Source organism: Streptomyces sp. M41 (assembly GCF_043673425.1).
GTDB lineage: Bacteria > Actinomycetota > Actinomycetes > Streptomycetales > Streptomycetaceae > Streptomyces.
The window spans coordinates 224,255-240,983 of the sequence record NZ_JBIMKE010000009.1 but is presented as its reverse complement, the minus strand read 5'-3'; the positions used below and the strand labels follow the sequence as shown (position 1 = coordinate 240,983).

Annotated in this window: 12 protein-coding genes; 10 read left to right on the top strand and 2 right to left on the bottom strand. The window is 68.3% G+C overall.

Features of this window, described 5'->3' with window-relative positions:
- Window positions 1–6: 6 nt before the first annotated feature.
- The 5 genes from ACHBTE_RS15315 to ACHBTE_RS15295 all read left to right on the top strand — a co-directional run bounded on the left by ACHBTE_RS15315 (window position 7) and on the right by ACHBTE_RS15295 (window position 6,763).
- A complete protein-coding gene (locus ACHBTE_RS15315) occupies window positions 7–447 on the top strand; it encodes an ATP-binding protein (protein ID WP_394724353.1) in 441 nt (146 codons plus the stop codon).
- Window positions 448–1,819: 1,372 nt separating this feature from the next.
- A complete protein-coding gene (locus tag ACHBTE_RS15310) occupies window positions 1,820–2,047 on the top strand; it encodes a peptidoglycan-binding protein (RefSeq protein WP_394724352.1) in 228 nt (75 codons plus the stop codon).
- Window positions 2,048–2,444: 397 nt separating this feature from the next.
- Window positions 2,445–3,923, top strand: a complete 1,479-nt coding sequence (locus ACHBTE_RS15305) for a S1 family peptidase (protein ID WP_394724370.1) — start codon at window positions 2,445–2,447, stop codon at window positions 3,921–3,923.
- Window positions 3,924–4,201: 278 nt separating this feature from the next.
- Window positions 4,202–5,245, top strand: coding sequence for a hypothetical protein (locus tag ACHBTE_RS15300; protein WP_394724351.1), 1,044 nt, complete (start codon window positions 4,202–4,204; stop codon window positions 5,243–5,245).
- Window positions 5,246–5,386: 141 nt separating this feature from the next.
- Entirely contained in the window at window positions 5,387–6,763 is a 1,377-nt protein-coding gene (locus tag ACHBTE_RS15295) for a thioester domain-containing protein (protein WP_394724350.1), read from the top strand.
- A 64-nt stretch (window positions 6,764–6,827) separates the two neighbouring features.
- On the opposite strand, the gene ACHBTE_RS15290 is transcribed toward ACHBTE_RS15295, so the two are convergent.
- Entirely contained in the window at window positions 6,828–8,468 is a 1,641-nt protein-coding gene (locus ACHBTE_RS15290; RefSeq protein WP_394724349.1) for a sigma-70 family RNA polymerase sigma factor, read from the bottom strand.
- 949 nt (window positions 8,469–9,417) lie between these two features.
- Between ACHBTE_RS15290 and ACHBTE_RS15285 the strand changes: the two genes are divergently transcribed.
- The 5 genes from ACHBTE_RS15285 (at window position 9,418) to ACHBTE_RS15265 (ending at window position 13,682) form a co-directional block, all read left to right on the top strand.
- The gene (locus ACHBTE_RS15285; protein WP_394724348.1) at window positions 9,418–9,789 is read left to right on the top strand and encodes a roadblock/LC7 domain-containing protein; all 372 of its coding nucleotides are present in this window, start codon (window positions 9,418–9,420) and stop codon (window positions 9,787–9,789) included.
- Between the two features lie 110 nt (window positions 9,790–9,899).
- Entirely contained in the window at window positions 9,900–10,712 is an 813-nt protein-coding gene (locus ACHBTE_RS15280) for a gamma-glutamyl-gamma-aminobutyrate hydrolase family protein (RefSeq protein ID WP_394724347.1), read from the top strand.
- Between the two features lie 235 nt (window positions 10,713–10,947).
- Window positions 10,948–11,214 (top strand): hypothetical protein, encoded by a 267-nt coding sequence (locus ACHBTE_RS15275; RefSeq protein ID WP_394724346.1) that lies wholly within the window; start codon window positions 10,948–10,950, stop codon window positions 11,212–11,214.
- A gap of 210 nt (window positions 11,215–11,424) precedes the next feature.
- On the top strand, window positions 11,425–13,209 hold the full coding sequence (locus ACHBTE_RS15270; protein WP_394724345.1) for a sigma-70 family RNA polymerase sigma factor: 1,785 nt from the start codon (window positions 11,425–11,427) through the stop codon (window positions 13,207–13,209).
- A gap of 86 nt (window positions 13,210–13,295) precedes the next feature.
- Complete coding sequence (locus tag ACHBTE_RS15265; RefSeq protein WP_394724344.1) at window positions 13,296–13,682, top strand: recombinase family protein; 387 nt, start codon at window positions 13,296–13,298, stop codon at window positions 13,680–13,682.
- Here the strand turns inward: ACHBTE_RS15265 and ACHBTE_RS15260 are convergent.
- On the bottom strand, window positions 13,670–16,564 hold the full coding sequence (locus tag ACHBTE_RS15260; RefSeq protein WP_394724343.1) for an ATP-binding protein: 2,895 nt from the start codon (window positions 16,562–16,564) through the stop codon (window positions 13,670–13,672). The genes ACHBTE_RS15265 and ACHBTE_RS15260 overlap by 13 nt on opposite strands.
- Window positions 16,565–16,729: the final 165 nt, after the last annotated feature.

Sequence of the window (16,729 nt, the reverse complement as noted above, 5' to 3'; positions counted from 1 at the left end):
CAGGAGATGATCACGAACGTTATGATGCGCAGGCAACGCGAGGAATGCACGCGACTGCGAATCACCGCTCCGAATGCCGGCCCTGCCTCGGTCCACAATTTGCGGCACCGTCTGGAGGTCGCCCTCAATGCCTGGGGCCTGGAGTCACTGACGGACACCGCCGGGCTGCTCGCCTCAGAGGTGCTGGGCAATGCGGTCGAGCACGCTCGCGGCACCGGGCACGAGGACTCGGCTCCCACGCTGCGACTGACCGTTTCCCTCACATGCGGCAAGCTCCTCATCGAGGTCGGGGATCCGGACGAGCATCTGCCTTGTATGCGCCAGGCCGCCAGCGATGACGAGAACGGCCGCGGCATGGCACTGCTTCAGGCACTCGCTGACAAGTGGGGTGCCGAGCCGATGCAAGGCGGCAAGAAGGTCTGGTTCACGCTGAGACTCCCCGGATAGCAGACCCCCCATGAATGCTTTCGCTCGTGAAGCTCGCAGCCCCCCGGAGCACAAAAGGCAACCGGAAATATCCTCGGCACGAATTTCCGCCATCATCGATCCGCACCGTAATTGCGATTCTGAGGAGCACCCGATGTGCAACCGCACTTCTCGTCACGACACCGCGACTCACCACGCCGCGACAGAAACCAAAACGCAGAGCGCCGCCGGCTTCGGCTGACGTAGCGGGCGCATCGACGAGGGCATGACCGCCGACATCTGCGCAGGCGGGGACGCCGCCAAACCGCGCGGTCGTGGTCACCTCAGGGCGACCGCCTCCGCCGGGGCGCGAGGGCCTTCCGAGTGGAGAGATGGATGCGAGATCCAGATCCCCCCGGGAGGCCCTTTTCTCGGGCATCGGCGGACCTCACCATGCCCGCGCCTCATCCGGACCAAGCACGGGGCAGGCAACCCTCGCGGCACACGTGTGGCAGCGACGGTCTCCGCCGGTTCCGGCCCCGGGCGATCGAGTGTGCGCATCCCTAGGGGCACCCCTCAAGGAGTATTGCCAGTGGCGACAAAGCAGTGCACCACCTGCGGCACGGCCCTCGATCCGAAACGCACACATCTATGCCCGGCGCTCAGTCCGGAGGACGCGGTACGGGCTGCCTTCGAGTCGGTACTCGGCACGCTGACATCGGCACACGCCCCCGATGAGGGCCCCTCCAGGCCCGAGGCCACTACGGCCGAACCTGGGAACGCCCCCTCCCTGCCCGACCGCCCTGATCCGGGCCCCCCGGACCTCCCGGCATCGCCGCATGCGGAGCACAAGCCGATCGTCGGCGGCGCGGCACAGCAGGGACACGACGACGACTCACCCAGCCATGGAGAATGTGGTTCGGCTGACTCCGACTCGCCGCGGGACACCCCCATGGTCTGGGACACGGGCCCCGACGATGTCGTGGAGGCCGACCTGCGGCGTCGGCGCCGTTTCCGCCTCGACTGGCGAGGCAAGAACGAAAGGGTCGCCGCCGCCGCACTTGCGAGTACAGGTGCCCTTGTCGTCTGCGCGCTCTGGGGCCCCGGAAGCACCCGTGACAGCTCGCCCACCAGCCCCGCGCCGACCGTCCAGGCCACGAGTCCACCGGCCGACATGGGTGAGCCGTCCCGGACGCCGGGAGGCAGGCCACCCCTGGAGGACTCCGCCGCTGCCGATGAGGATTCAGTAGGCGCGCGCAGAAGCCCCGGCAGCGCGGCATCACCCGACGGAGCTGCCAGAGGCGGAGCCCGCCCTGCTGAGCGCGGCACCAAGGAGGGCGAAGCGGCACCCTCCGTACCCTCCACAGCGGCCGAGAAGTCGAGTGCGGGCAGCGCGGAAGGCGGGAGCCGGGGTGTGTCCGTGCTCAGCGAAGGGGCCAGGGGCCCGGAGGTAGAGGACCTGCAACGACGTCTCAAGAGATCCCTGTGTCTGTGCTATCTCCTGGGCCCCGTGAACGGCGTGTACGACAGGAACGTCACGCGCGCGGTCAGTTCGTACCAGGCCAGCCGCAAGGTGGAGGGCGACGCGAACGGTGTGTACGGGATCAACACGCGGCGCGCCCTGGAGGCCGAGACCTCCTGAGGTCGGCTCTCCACTGGCCACGAAGAGCCCATGTGGACACGAAATGTGCGCGCCTGCGTCTGCGCTTGGTCAAGCAATGGAGTAGAGCGCGGGCCATGGGGCTGACTCCCCCTGCCCATCACCTCACTGGCATCGGCGCCCTCCCCGCCTCCCGTAGCCGCACATCAGCAAAGAAAAGGTAAAGCAGCGGGCTTGGTCGCAGATTTTGCCGCTCCTCCATGACGTCCGTTGCGAGGAACGGCACCAGGGACGCAGTCGCTGGATCTCCGGGCGAGCCCGAAGGGGGCCGCGCCGGTCACCTCTGTCCGCGCCCTTCATCTGATCTCATCCATGAACGGGAAGGCGTTCACCGCCCCCGGTGGCAGGACCAGCCACCTCGACAGCCGGTCCGTTGGAGATGGGCAAGTTGGACCACAGACGTAAACGAAAGCAGACCGGCGTCATCCTCGCCGGCGCCGTACTCAGCATTGGCGCGGCAGCCACCCTGCTCCCCGCGGCCTTGGCCGATTCGGAACCAGCACCGACCCATAAGGCTCTCACTCTCCAAGTAGCCGCGCGGCTCGGGTACTCACTCGCGGGCGACCTGGGGAAGCAGAAGTCGGCCGGCTGGTACTACGAGGGCTCCACCGGCAAGCTCGTGGTCAACGTAGTTGATCACGACGCCGCAGCAAGGGTCACGCAGGACGGGGCCGTCGCCAGGGTGGTGAAGTACAGCGCGGCGCAACTCGACGACGTGAATGAAAAGTTGAGGAGCAAGGCCGCGATTCCGGGCACCTACTGGTCCGTCGATACCAGGACCAACAAGATCTCGATCACGGCGGACAAGACGGTTGTGGGGACGAAGTGGCGCCAACTGGCATCGGCAACGGAGGCATTGGGGGACGCGGTCACCGTTGAGCGGTCGGCCGGGACGCTGAAGAAGTTCGCGGCGGACGGGGGTGACGAGATATCCAGCGGCGGGTCGTTGTGTTCCCTCGGCTTCAACGTCACTTACCGGGGCGCGGCGGCATTTCTCACCGCAGGCCACTGCGGTGAGGGGCCCTGGCACACCGAGGCAGGCGAAGGCACCGTCGCGGCCCGTCGGTATCCCGGCAGCGACTACGCGCTCGTGCAATACGTCGATTCGCAGACGAGCCCGCCCAGTTCGGTGGATCTCCACAACGGTGGTACTCAGCAGATCACTCAGGCCGTCCCAGCCGTCGTCGGCATGAAGGTGCTGCGCAGCGGCGGCGCGTCCGGCGTGCATGGCGGCACCGTGACGGCACTGGATGTCACGGCGAACTACGGCGACGGGCCGGTCTCCGGACTGATCGGAACGGATGTGTGCGCTGAGGAGGGCGACAGTGGCGGCCCGCTCTACTCCGGCACCGCTGCCGTCGGCCTGACCTCCGGCGGCAACGGCGACTGCAGTTCGGGGGGCGAGACGCTCTTCCAGCCCGTCACCACGGCGCTGCAGGCAACCGGCGCCTTGCTCGGGCAGAGCGACGGCAGTGGCGGCGGTGCAGGCGGAGCAGGCGGCTCCGTGGCCGGAGGCGCCGGTGACGCGATCGGCACAGGGTCGGGCGGCAGCGACGACGGTCCCGTCACCGGTGGAGACAGCGAAGGTATCGACGCAGGTGGAGGCAGCGGAATCGGAGAGGAGGACTGCTGGGAGGAGGCCATCGTGGGGGGCCCGGACGGTCCCGGTCACGACGATGGTTCGGACGACTGGGGCAGCGGTTATCCCCCGAGCCACGACGACGGCGCAGATTGGGGTGACCACCCGGCAGACGCCGGCTACTACCCGCCGGAGTACGAGGACGGAGCAGGGGCCCCCTACCCGCCGTCATACGACGAGTCGATCGATCCCCCCGTCGCCTATCGGAAAACAGAGTAGGCACGTCCAAAGCGGATGGGGTCACGGTTCAGGCCGTGGCCCCTCGCCGGCTCGCCGCTCGCTGACCATCCCGGCCTCCACCGTACCTGGCCTGCGCAAATGCACCGTCTGCACCATTGCCTGCCACCCTGCCGAAAGGAGACGTAGACGTGCCCCGGAGAAGGCGATCCAAGGAGTCTCGTTCTCCGTCCACATATGAAGCGGACGTGACGCCGGGACTCGTTCCGTGGGCTGATCTGCCTGACAGTGCGCTCCTGTCCGTGTGGGGTGCGTCGGCCGTGAGTACCGCGGGCGTCGCGGGCCCCGCACAGATCGCTGCCGCGGAGCTGCGACGGCGCCACTTCCCCGCGATGCTCGCCTACGCCCGGCTGTGTGCGGACGAGGCGTTCGCTCGGGCCCTCGCGACCGAGGCATTCGACCGAGCGCTCCAGGAATCGGATGTCCCGCCGGATCGGACACCGTGGCAGTACCACTTGTTGCGCCTCGTGCACCGAATCGCCGTGGAATGGGCCGCCGCCGGCCTCCCCGACCGTCTGTCCTCAGGGCTGCGGTCGTGGCTGACCGCGCAGCAGCCACCGGGTTGGATCCCCACGGCATCGGAGTTCCCGGCGAATGACAGCACCGTCGGCACGGCGTTCCTGCGGCTGCCCGAGGTGACCCGGGCAGCGGTGTGGCACGCGGTGGTCCGGCAGAACGACATGGCGACGACGGGCCGGCTGCTCGGCGTCGAGCCCGTCACCGTGCCGGCGCTCGGCGAAAGGGCACTGGAGGATTTCCGCCGCGCATACCTCGACACGTTCGCCGACCGTCACCAGGACGAGCTCTGCGGGCTCTTCGCTCCCCTTCTCGACCTCGCGACCCACAGGAACGGTCTGACGCACAGCTGCGACCTCGAACAGCACATGACGGAATGCTCCCCCTGCACCCTTGCCCGTCGCGATCTCCTCGACCTCAACGAGCACCCTGCCCGGGTTCTGGCCGGCGGCCTGCTGCCCTGGGGCGGCGCGGCTCTCGTCTCCCGCGGTCATGAGGAGCCGGAGGCACCATCGCGCGCGGCACCCACCCACGGGCGGATCCGTGCCCTCGTCCAGGGGTGCGCCAAACCCCACGTGGCGGTACCCGCAGGTCTGTTGATGGTCATCCTCCTCGTACGTGCCCTGCCGACGCCCGCCTCCCTCTACTCGGCCGACCCCGCGTCCCCCTCCCCTCCGGAGGCCACCACCGCCGTACCTGACGTGAGTCAGGCTCCTCCGCCCCTGGAACAAGAGCTTCCCGCCCCGGACTGCGGGCACGCGGTCACCCATCGACCCGATCCCAGATAAAGAAGCTATAAAACCCCAGGACACCTGGGCTCCAACTCCCTCTCCAGTCAAGCAGAACAGCCGCCATCGCCGGTGGTGGTCATCCTCGTGGCCTCTGGGCCGGGCCGCCTGCCGTGCGGCTTGACTACGAAGGTGGATCGAATGGGACGTGCACGAAGAAACACCCGTACCGTCTTGTGCGCCGCATTGCTGGTGAGCGTCGGCGCACTTTGGGGCGTGGCCGCACGCGCAGGGATCGCAGGTGCCGAGGAGAACGCAGCAGTGGCGACACTGGGCGGCACCGTCCATGGGGACGTCATCGAGGTGAGGGACGGAGACGGGTACGAACTCACGGCCGGTACGCAGGCCCTGACTCTCAACGGCCAGGAACTCCAGGTGTATTGCGTCGATCTCCATCATGGAACCGTCGAAGGAGCGTCGTACGCGGAAACCGGCTGGAGCAACTCGACGCTTTCGGACAATCACGAGGCAGGCAAGATCGCCTGGATCCTCAGCCACTCGTATCCGCACCTGGACGTGGAAAACCTGGCTCAGGAAACGGGGATCGACGGGCTGAATCCGGATACGGCGGCAGCGGCGACCCAGGCTGCCATCTGGCGCTTCTCCGATCAGGTCGATGCCACACCACGCGATGAGGCGGCTGCACAGCTCACCGAATGGCTCACGTCCCATGCCGTCGCCGTCGACGAACCGCGGCCCACTTTGCAGCTCTCCTCGTCGAGCGTCGCCGGGAAGAGCGGTGAGAAGATCGGTCCGATCACCGTGACCACGAGCGCCACCAGCGTCGAACTGCGAGTGAGTGGCGCCCCCGACGGTGCGCGGATCGTCAATGCGCAAGGACAGCCGGTCACCTCGGCACACAACGGCGAAGAGGTGTTCTTCTCCGTACCGACGGGGGCCGCACCGGGTAGCGCCCGGCTGACGGCGACCGCCCTGAGCGCACCCTCCCTGGGACGTGTGTTCAAAGCGGTGGACGGCACGAGTCAGACACTCATTCTCGCGGGCTCGGCTGCCGTGCCCGTCACGGCCGAGGCGACCGTGGAGTGGGCCGGTGCCTCGAACGACGTGATTCCGGCCGCCAACGCGGAGGAACGCTGCGACAAGGAGGGGGTACTTGTCACGCTGGAGAACTCGGGTGACGAATCCTGGAGCACGCAGGTCGGTGGTCAACATGCCGTCGTGGACGCGGGAGGCAGCACCGACGTCCTGGTGAAGGTGCGCGACGGTGACACGTACGACATAGAGGTTGCCGGGCCTGGAGGATTCTCGAAGAGATTCGAGGGCGCACTGAAGTGCACGAGCTCGACGTTCCAGCCAAAGGCTCCAGGTGCTGAGCCGGGTCCGAAGGGCAGCACAGGGACGGGCGTACTCGCCCAGACGGGAGGCGGCTCCGCGTCTGTCCTCCTCGCCCTGGTCGGAAGTGCGGCGATTCTCGGCGGATCCCTGCTCCTGGTGGTCCGCCACCGTGTCTTCCGCACACCCGGGGCTGGTCGGTCCGAAAGGACTCCGAGACACTGACCCTCGCCGTGAGCTCCTCATGGAAGGAGGGCCACCAGAGACGGTGGCCCTCCTTCCATGTCTGTCAGTGGTCCAAGCGGAAGCCGAACGGCGGGGAGTCCACATACATGTGGCTGGTTCCGAAGGTGTCCTCGTGCATCCCGTCGCCCTCTGCCCAGTCGTCCAGGATGAGGTACATCTCACCGGTCTCGTCGATGAAGTTCACGCCCGCGTCCGACGGGTCCTCACACCGCAACCACTCCTGGCTGTCGTCTGAGGGGTCACACGGACGCTGCTGCACCAAAGACCCGTCCTCGGTACTCCCCGAAGCGGTGAGGCAAAGCCCACTCGCGACGTTACGGAGGCGCGTATGGCCATGGTTCTCGCTGTCCACGGACACCAGATCCCACAACTGAGCCGTCGAACCGTCGCAGTCGGCCTGACGCGGCCTCGCTCCCTCCGAACGGCTGCCCCCCTCGATCGTCAGGCATGCGTCGGTCGGCACGATGCGCAGTTGGGTGCGCATATCGGCCTCCGGAGCCCAGACGGGCACGTGGGTGGGACCGGTCGAAGGGCTGGGCCGTTGCACCGCACGTCGAGACTTGACCGGCGCCGACTTCGACTCGCGTGGTCGCGATCGGTGTTCCGGGGACAGGGACGGCGAGACGGGCGGTGAGGTGAAGCGCGAGGGTACGACCGTTGCTGGTGGCCGGTGCGGCGGCGGTTCCGCGTTCTTACCTCCGTCCCCGGGGCCCAGCAAGGTCGTACCGATGGCGATGGCCATCGCTATGGCTCCGGCTGTGCCTCCGACACCGAAGACAGCCGCCTGCGATTTGGCCGTGGGGCCGGCCGGACCGATTGTCGCGAGGCCGGTCTGCTGCGCCGCCAGTGACGCGGTCACCTCGGTCATGCAGGCACGCGAGGCGGCGTAGGCGGTCCCGCCCCACAGGAGCACACCGACGGACAGAGCGGAGGGCAGCTGCTCGTTGAGTCGTTTGAGATCGGCCATCGCCCTGCTGCACCGTTCACAGCCGGAGAGGTGGCGCTGGAGGCTCTTGCTCGACCGGCGTCCCGCCCCCCGGACCGTCGCGGCCAACAGGCCGATGTAGTGGCGGCATTCGCCTTCCGTGCCGGCTCCGGCGATCACCGCCAGATACGCCTCGCGCAGACCTTCACGGGCACGCGCGGCCAGTGAGGCGACGCCGCTGGCACTCAGTCCCAGCAACTCACCCACCTTCGCGGTGCTTTCGCCCTCCACCAGCGTGTGCCACAGGACCCCTTGCCAGCGTTCCGGCAGTGAATGGAAGGCTTGCAGTACCAGATCGCTCTCCTCGAGCCTCAGCATCCGCTCCTCCCCCGTCTCCACGGGTTCGGCACCGGCTGCTTCGCTGAGCCAGTTCTCGAAGTCGGGTGAAAGGTCGGTACGACGAGCCGTTGCACCCCAGTCGGCGGCGATGCGCCGGACGACGGTCAGAAGGTAGGGGCGCCAAGCCTGTTCCGGGCCATGGCCTTTGCGGACTGCCTTAATGGTCCGTGCGAAGGCCTCAGCCGTGAGCTCCTCGGCGATGTGCCACTCCCGGCAGCATGTGCGGGCGTAGGACCACACGGCCGCGTGGTGGCGTCTGTACAGTTCGGAGAGCTCGGCGTCCGCCGCCGAATTCCTCACCTCGGCAGTCAGTTCCGCGTCGGAGCGGGACGCGAGATCCTCCGGCTCGCTGAATGGCACAGCGTCTCCCCTCCGTCTGGCGCATGCGGCCGGCGACGATGCGACCGGTGCCGGATGTGGCCAGTGGCTTAGTGCCGGGCACCTGGATCTCGTCGAAGCCCAAGAGCGAAACCCCCCATCCCCGTGGCAACACCTGGTCGGCGGCCCGCGGAGACAGTCCTCAAGAGCGGGTGGCCACGGAAACATCCCGTCCCGTTACCTGAGTGTTATGTTCCGAGTCGGTCGGCCAGTCGATGCGGGGGCGGGCGTTCGGCCGCTCGCCAGGTGTTTTCGTAGGACCCGTCAGCGTCCCCCTACGACTCGAGGGGCGGAATTAGGGGTCACCACGCATTGATCGGGACACTCACACGATCTTCCGTGGACGTGTAAGCAATCTCGTCTGGAGAGGACCCGACATGCCTCACCGACTCCGCCCCTCGTTCAGTGCAGGAAATTCCCTTCAGCTGGTCTGCTCCCAATGCACCGCGGGCCGCGTCCGCACACAGGCAGGAAAGCGAGGCCCGCTCCTCGGGCTCCCGGCTCCGGCCCAGCCTGTGGCCCGCTGCACGCACAACGACTCCAGCACGCCTCCGCGCGGTCCGTGGTCGGGGAACAGGACCGGCAACGGTCCACAGCGAGCCCGCGCGTGCCACCCGCACGGGACCGCCGAGCGGCGTGCGAAGGCCGACCCGGACACACGCCGGCTCCGTGATCGGCGAGCAGCCGGTCCGGCCGACCGAAACGTCCGCATCGGTTACCGAAGGTATCTGTACCGGCGAGTAACCCGACTGCTCATGTGCTGCCGCCGCCTCATGATCGCGGCGACACAACTCGTCTGACGTCGTTCGGCACCTGGCGAGCCGGTCGAACACGAGCCGACTGCACGCGACGGTACTTGGCGCACGCCCCCGGAAAGGAATCGTCGTTGAACGCACGCGAACCACACGACGAGCGACTTCTCGACAGGTGCATGACCGAACTGGCCGGCCGCGTCGAGGGGATCCGCCACGCAATCCTGATCTCGCGCGACGCCAGACCGATCGCGGCCTCGAGCGGCCTGTCCGGCGGCGAGGTCGAGTCTCTGGCCTGCGCCGCGCACGGCCTGCGCGCCGTCGCCGGAGAGCTGGGACGCGTGTCCCGGGCCGGCGCCGTCCTGCACATCATGGTCGAGACGAGCCACGCCTTCTTCGCCATCGCCGCAGCCCCCTTCGGCCGCTCGCTGGCGGTGGTCAGCGATACCCGGGCGGACGTCCACCGCATCGGCTACGAGATGACGCTGGTGCTCGAACGCATCGCCGTTCCGTACGGAATCCCCCGACCACGGGGCAGCCAGGACCCGTAGGAACCGAACGCGCCAGCGGACGGGTGACAGGCCCAGCGGAAAGGGCATGCCGGTGAAAACCGACGACCACACCTCATGGAACCCGTGCGCGGCCACGCTGAGGAGGGAAAATGAGCTGGACAGCGGGAATGCCGAACCCGTACCCACCCTCACCGGCCGCCGGCACGGGCTCACCGTGGCCGCAGGTCGATACCGGCTACGCCGCCTGGCCTGTCGGAGCGGGACGCACCCGCCCGGTGATCGGGATCAGCTGCTATCCGGACGAGGCGACAGGCCATGGCGCGAGGCCCCCGGCCGCCGTGGCCCTACGGCCGTACATAGACGGCCTCTCGCGTGCCGGGGCCGCAGCAGCCCTGCTGCCGCCCTGGGGGCACAGCGCCTGGTTCACACTGGACTCCGTCGACGGTCTGCTGATCCCCGCGGGGCCCGACGTCGACCCGATGCGCTACGGCGCCGAGGCCCACCCCATGACCGGGCGCCCGGATCGCGCTCAGGACGCCTGGGAGTTCGCCCTTCTCCGCGAGGCCTTGATGCGCGACCTGCCGGTCCTGGGGGTGTCCCGCGGCATGCACATGATCAACATTGCCTTCGGGGGGACGCTGCTCCAGCATCTGCCCGACCGGTCCAGAGGACGACATCAACCGCAGCAAGCGACCTTCGTCCCGCATATCGTCCGATGCAGGACCCGGAGTCTGCTGAGCATGATCCTCAGCAATGTGACGCCCGTGCGCTGCTGCCACCACCAAGGAGTGGCCCAGCTCGGATCCGGGCTTCTGCCCACGGCCTGGAGTCAGGACGAGATGGTCGAGGCGATCGAGCTACCCACCCGCCGGTGCGTCCTCGGCGTGCAGTGGCAGCCGGAGGCCGACCCGGACGACAGCCGCCTCTTCGAGGCCTTCGTCGCCGCCAGCACCAACCGATGAGACACCCACCAGGCGCTGTGTCCCCCATCCACCCCTACCGGTACGCAATGCGGGCACCGCCGTACGGCACTTATCTGTCGGCCACCCCGCATTGTTACGCCCCACCGCTGGAGTTTGTCTGTAAGTGAAGCGCCGTCAGTGCCGTGCACAGCAGGTTTCTTGATGGCCCAGGAGAAGTCATGCCGCTCGACAACACCTCCCCCAGCGGCTTCCACACAGAACTGGAGCGTGGCCGATGAGACATCAGAGCGATCCCGCATGGCAAACCTGGGTGGGGCACATCGTCACCCTGGACACGGGGATGGTGGGGCGGGTGTCGTCCGCCGAGACGTCCCACCGGTGCGACGTCCTCAGTGTCATCGACAAACGCGGCACCCTGACCCACACGACGTCCCGGCACGTCGTGGCATGCGAGGAGCTCGGCCTGCGCAGGGAGCCGCGGCCCGACCCGGTGGCCATGCGTCGACGGGTGCGAACCCTGCATCTGCCACCCGGCCCATGACGCCGTCAGGGGCCGACCCGACGCACATCCAACCTGTCTCTGCGAACAACGCGAGGGCTCTTCATGGTTGCTAAGCAAGGCTCCCCGGTGCCGCACTGGGAGTCCGCGTCGGATGCCGAGCTCGGTCGTGCCATCAAGGCCGGCGTCCCCTCCGAACTCCCCCTCGTCGACCAGCAAGCGTCCGCTCAGCCACCCGCCGGCCGTCAGACCATGCGCCTGCTCCGCCCGCGGACCACTGCCGTCGAGCGGGCCGCCGGCGAGGCGTTCGCCGAGATGTACCGTCGCCATCGGGGAGCGGTTCTGGCCTATGCTCGCGCCTGCTGTCGCGATCCCCATACTGCCGAAGACCTGACAGCCGAGGCATTCACCCAGACGCTGCGTGCCGTACAGGCCGGCGCCGGACCCAACGCCACGTGGCGGCCCTATCTGTTGAGCGTCGTGCGGCACACCGCCGCTCAGTGGATGTCCACCAGCCGCCGCGTCGAACTGTCGCAGGACTTCCACGCCTGGGCGGAACGCCTCCCGGCGCCCGGCAGCAATGTCGAGCAGGTCCTGCTCGAATCCGAGGACCGCTCGCTGGTTCTCCGCGCCTTCCACGGCCTGCCGGAGCGCTGGCAACTCGTGCTGTGGCACACGGAAGTCGAACGTGAGTCGGCCGAGGCCGTCGGGACTCTGCTCGGGATCACCCCCTCCGGGGTCTCCTCGTTGGCCCAACGAGCGCGCGAGGGGCTGCGCGAGGCCTATCTGCAAGCGCATCTGGCTCGCATGGACAACGAGGTCTGCCGGCCCTTCTCCGGACTCCTCGCAGCCGCGGTGCGGCGCAGCGGAGTTCGCCGCAGCAGGGCGTTCGAAAGGCATGTCGCCGAGTGCCCGTCCTGCGCGAGTGCGCTGGCCGAGCTGACCGATATCAATGATCGGCTGGGTTCGGCACTGCCTGCCGGGCTCGCGCTCTGGGGCCCTGGCTACACGCCCACGCCCGAGCAGGGGGCGCGAGCGCCCGGGACAGCGGCTCCCGCCGCGTCGAACACCGAGCTGCGCGACCGGCTGGAAGGCGGCCGTGTCGACCAGGACAACACTTCCAGCACGCCACCGGACGAGACCGGTGCTCCCGGCGACGACGCCCGTGACGAGGCTGCTCCTGCAGCAGCCTCTCACTCTCACCCGAAGCGCCCCCCGACCGCCGCATCCCGCGCGGCAGCCGCAGGAATCGCCGGGCTCGTCACCGCCGCGATCATCACCTCGGGATCCTTGCTCGCGTCCGACCGCCCCTCCGGTGCCATCGTGTCGCCGGACGCAGGGCGCACCGCCACCGCCGCCGCCGCGGCCACAACGGGCTCCGACGAGCGAAATCCCCCCGTGCCCGCGGCGTCACGGAACCCGATCACCGAGGCGACGACACGTCGGCCCCTGGATCCTCAGCCGCCTGGCACCGAGACTCCCGCAACCAGACGCTCCTCGTCCCCCTCCCGCTCCTCCTCGTCCTCGCCTTCGGATACCCCGTCACCGGTGACCTCGCCGCCCCAGGCTCCGGGGCCCTTGTTCACCATCCCCAAGACGAGCTGGTCGCTGCTGTACGCGGACAGCGAGGAGTTCTACGGCGAAGCGGGCGCGGCGAGCAACGCCTTCGACAGTGACCCGAACACCATTTGGCACACCGCCTGGTATTACTCCAACGACGAGTTGCCGCACGAGATTCAGATCGACCTGGGCGCCACGTACGAGCTGGAAGGCCTCACCTACCTGCCGCGCCAGGACGGGAACCCGAACGGCACGATCGGGGACTACAAGATCTACGTCTCTACTTCGCACGAGAAGTGGGGCGAGGCCGTGACCAACGGCGCGTTCTCCGACACATCGGCTGAGCAGTCCGTTTCCTTCGCCGCCAAAACCGGCCGCTACGTGCGGTTGGTCGCCCTCACCGAAGCGGGCGTCCGCGGGCCATGGTCGAGCGTGGCCGAAATCTCCCTGACCGGCAGGGATCCAGCCGGTGACTGACGGGTCCCGGTCGAGGCAGGCATGGGCCGCTCTCACCTACGACCGAACCAGTAGACCAGCCATCCGACCAGCTAGGAGAACCGGTGATGAAGACCACCACAGCACGGCGTTCCAGGATCACCGCCGTATACCTGCGCTACTACCCCCGCGACGACCTGCGACCGATCATCGACCGCCAGCGGATACGCCGTTGGGCTCACCGACTGAGTCTGCCCGAACTGGTCTTCTACGTGGACAACGGATGTGCTTCAGGGGCATCCCGGCCAGAGCTCACCCGTCTCGTCCGGCACGTCCAGAGCGGCCTGTATCAGGTGATCTTCATCCCCAACCTGGAAGCGTTGTCCACCTGCCCGGCCGAGGCGCAGGATCTGTCCGCCCGGCTGAGCACGCGCGGCTGCCAGGTTAAGACGCTCGCGCTCCCCGAACGGCGCACCAGGAAGCCCGCGGCTGACGTCTCGCGTCACGCCTCGTAGCCGGCCAGAGCCGACTGAACGGCCTTTCGATCAGTGGTTCCCAATTTCTTGAGAACGCTGGCCACATGGTGTTCGACCGTGCGGGGGGACAGGAACAGCGCCTGCGCGATGTCTCGGTTGGTGGCACCGCCGGCCAGGAGATGGGCGACCTCGCGCTCCCGGGGGGAAAGTCTTCCTCCGTATCCCCGGCGTCCCTGCGGGGAAGGCTGTGCCAGCCCGAGCGATCGCAGCGCCTGCTGACAGCGGGCGGCGTCCGAGGTGGCGCCGAGTCGGGCGTAGTCGTCAGCTGCGCTCGTCAGTTCCCGGCCGGCTGCCTGGGGATCGCTGGGTATCAGGGCGCCGGCTGCTCGTTCCGCAGCCCTGGTCATCAGATAGGGGCGGCCGATACGTTCCCAGGCGGCGCGGGCAAGGCCGTACTGCTCCCGCGCCCTGGAGGGTTCGACGTCGAATGCGAGCAGGCCACGGCAGATCTGCAACTCGGCGGAGGCGGCGGGGGTGTCGCGGCCGGCGATGCCCCGCTCGACCTCCGCGGTGAGCACTTCGGCCTCGGCTCGTAGGCCGGTGGCCAGCGCCGCCTCGACGGCCACCGGTACCAGACCCGTCCCCCACGTCCAGCGGCCTCCCCGGCGCAGAACATCGAGGGCGGGGACAACCGTGGCCCATGCGGCTCGCGGATCGCCCTGAGCCATACGGACCCGAGCGCCGCCTGCTGCTCCCAGGTACAGCCACAGCACCTCATTGCCCTTGTTGAAGGCAGAGTTGACGGAGGCGAACTGTTCCCATGCCTGCGCGAGCCTGCCGCGCGCGGCCATGATGCTTCCGCTGACATAAGCCTCCAGGGTGTGGGTCTGGGGCATGTCAGGGAAGTCCGCGGTCAATGAGCCGAAGCGCTCTTCGATGCCTTCCCATCGGCCGGCGAGCCACTCTGCGACCAGTAGATAGAGCTGCGTGAGACAGTCCAGGAACGGGCTCCCCGCGAGATTGGCCATCTTCGCGCTTTCCTTCAGGAGCGCGACGGCCCGTTCGTCGTGTCCCAGCCGCAGCCCGTACATGCCACAGTTGAACAAGGCACGACTGGTCTGGCGGAGGATCTCGGGGTTCTCGGCGGTTCGGGGCAGCGCGTCGAGCAGCTCCCACACCCCGCCGTCGCCGATGTCGGCCATGACGGTGAGCCGGTTGGCCCGGACCGCGGCGCGGGCGGCTTCATCCTTGCTCCGGGCTATGGTCCGCTCAGCACGATCCATCCATCGCAGAGCCTCCGTCAGGGGACGATCGTCCTCCACCATGGCCAGCGCGGCCATACCGCGAGCGGCGAGTTCCGGACATGACTCCTCCAGCGCGGGGATCGCCTTCTCGATCTCCCGGTGTCCTCTCATGTCGAGACCCTGGTTGCGCAGTATGAGGCCGAGGTTCAGGCGGATCTCGCCACGGGTGACCGGGGGCAGCTGCGGATCGGCGAGAATCCGGCGCAGCGCCGCCACCGTGGAGCTGAAACCGATGCGGTTGTAAGCGATCCGGCTGAGGCTCAGCGCGGCGCGCGACCGCAGACGGGCTTCCAACCGGGGTTCGGCGAGGATCTCGTGGAGGATGCCGGCGCCGGTCCCGTCGTCCCCCAGCCCGATGGCCTGGTCAGCGGCGGCCTGCGCCTGGTGCAGCCACGCCTTGCGGTCGCCCGTGGCCTTGGTGTGGTAAGCGATCTGTACCAGTGGCGGAACCGGCTGTGCCCACAGCGTCTGCATGGCCCGTCGGTGCAAGTGCTGGCGCTGCGGCCCCAGCAGATGGCCGTAGACCACCTGCCGGGCGAGTGAGTGGCGGAATCCATAGCGGTCCGGCTGGCTCTCGCGCAGCACACTCGCCCGCAGCGCGTCCACCAATCCCGCCTCGGCCTCTTCGGGGTCAAGACCGGCCACGTCCCCCAGCAACGAGGCGGAGGAGGGGACCGTCAGCACCGAGGCCGCCTCCACCAGCGCCGCACCGGGCGCCCCCAGGCTTTCCACCCGCTCCAGCACCGCGTCCCGCAGACCACGCGGGAACTCCGCCTCGTCCAGCACCACGGACCAGTCGCTCTCGGAACCGGTCGTCAGAAGCGGTGCGCGCTGCTCCCGCTGCCCGAGGGTGATCAGGTCCTCCTCGACGACGAGCGGCAGCCCGCTGCTGCGCTCGTGCAACAGCCGTCCGAGCCGCCGGCAGGCCCCGCTTCCCAGAACGGCATCGGCGAGGCCGCAGACATCCGCCTCGGTCAGTGGCCGAAGACAGATCTCGGCGCCCGATACACCCGGTGGCCGCTGGTACGGCGCTCCGAGGACCGGCGTGTCGTCTCGCAGTTCCTCCCTGTCGTACGTGACGATCAGGGCCGTCGACTCGGGAAGATCCCTGGCGAGCATCAGCAGGAGCTCACGGGTGACCTCATCGGCCCACTGCACGTCCTCGATCACGAGCACATCGGGGGCCGCGGCCAGCAGTACGGCGCGCACTCCCTGCACCATGCGGTAGCCCTCGGGCCTTCCCTCACTCGCCTCCGAGGGCGCGGGCGGCAGGATGTCGTCGAGTTCCGGCAGCCATTCCCTGAGAACACCGGCCGACGGCTCCACATCGACGAGCGGGCCTGCTCGGATGCCGCGCAGCGCGTCGAGTACCGGCCCGTACGGCATGGGCTCCCGCAACGGATGACATGCCCCCCACAGGACCTTCATCCCCTCTTCTGCCGCCTGTGCCATGGCCTCGACAACCAGGCGCGATTTTCCGATTCCGGCTTCACCCTCCACGAAGACCACGGACGGGCGACGCCGCACCACGCTGATTAGCGTCTCCAGTTCGGGCTGACGTCCTACCAATGGAAATTCGGTGGTGGAAGGGAAAGTGCCGCGCTCATCCAGTGACATAACCGGGCCTCACGTCGGCTGCGGGCCGAATGTCAATATTAGTCCAGGCCCTGACAACCCGCATTGCCCGCACTCGGGGGCAGAGGTAGCGTTGAAAGTCCAGCTCCGGGAAAAGGCACGATCATTCGTTGCTCACCATCCACGGAGCAGCAGAACGGCAGGTGT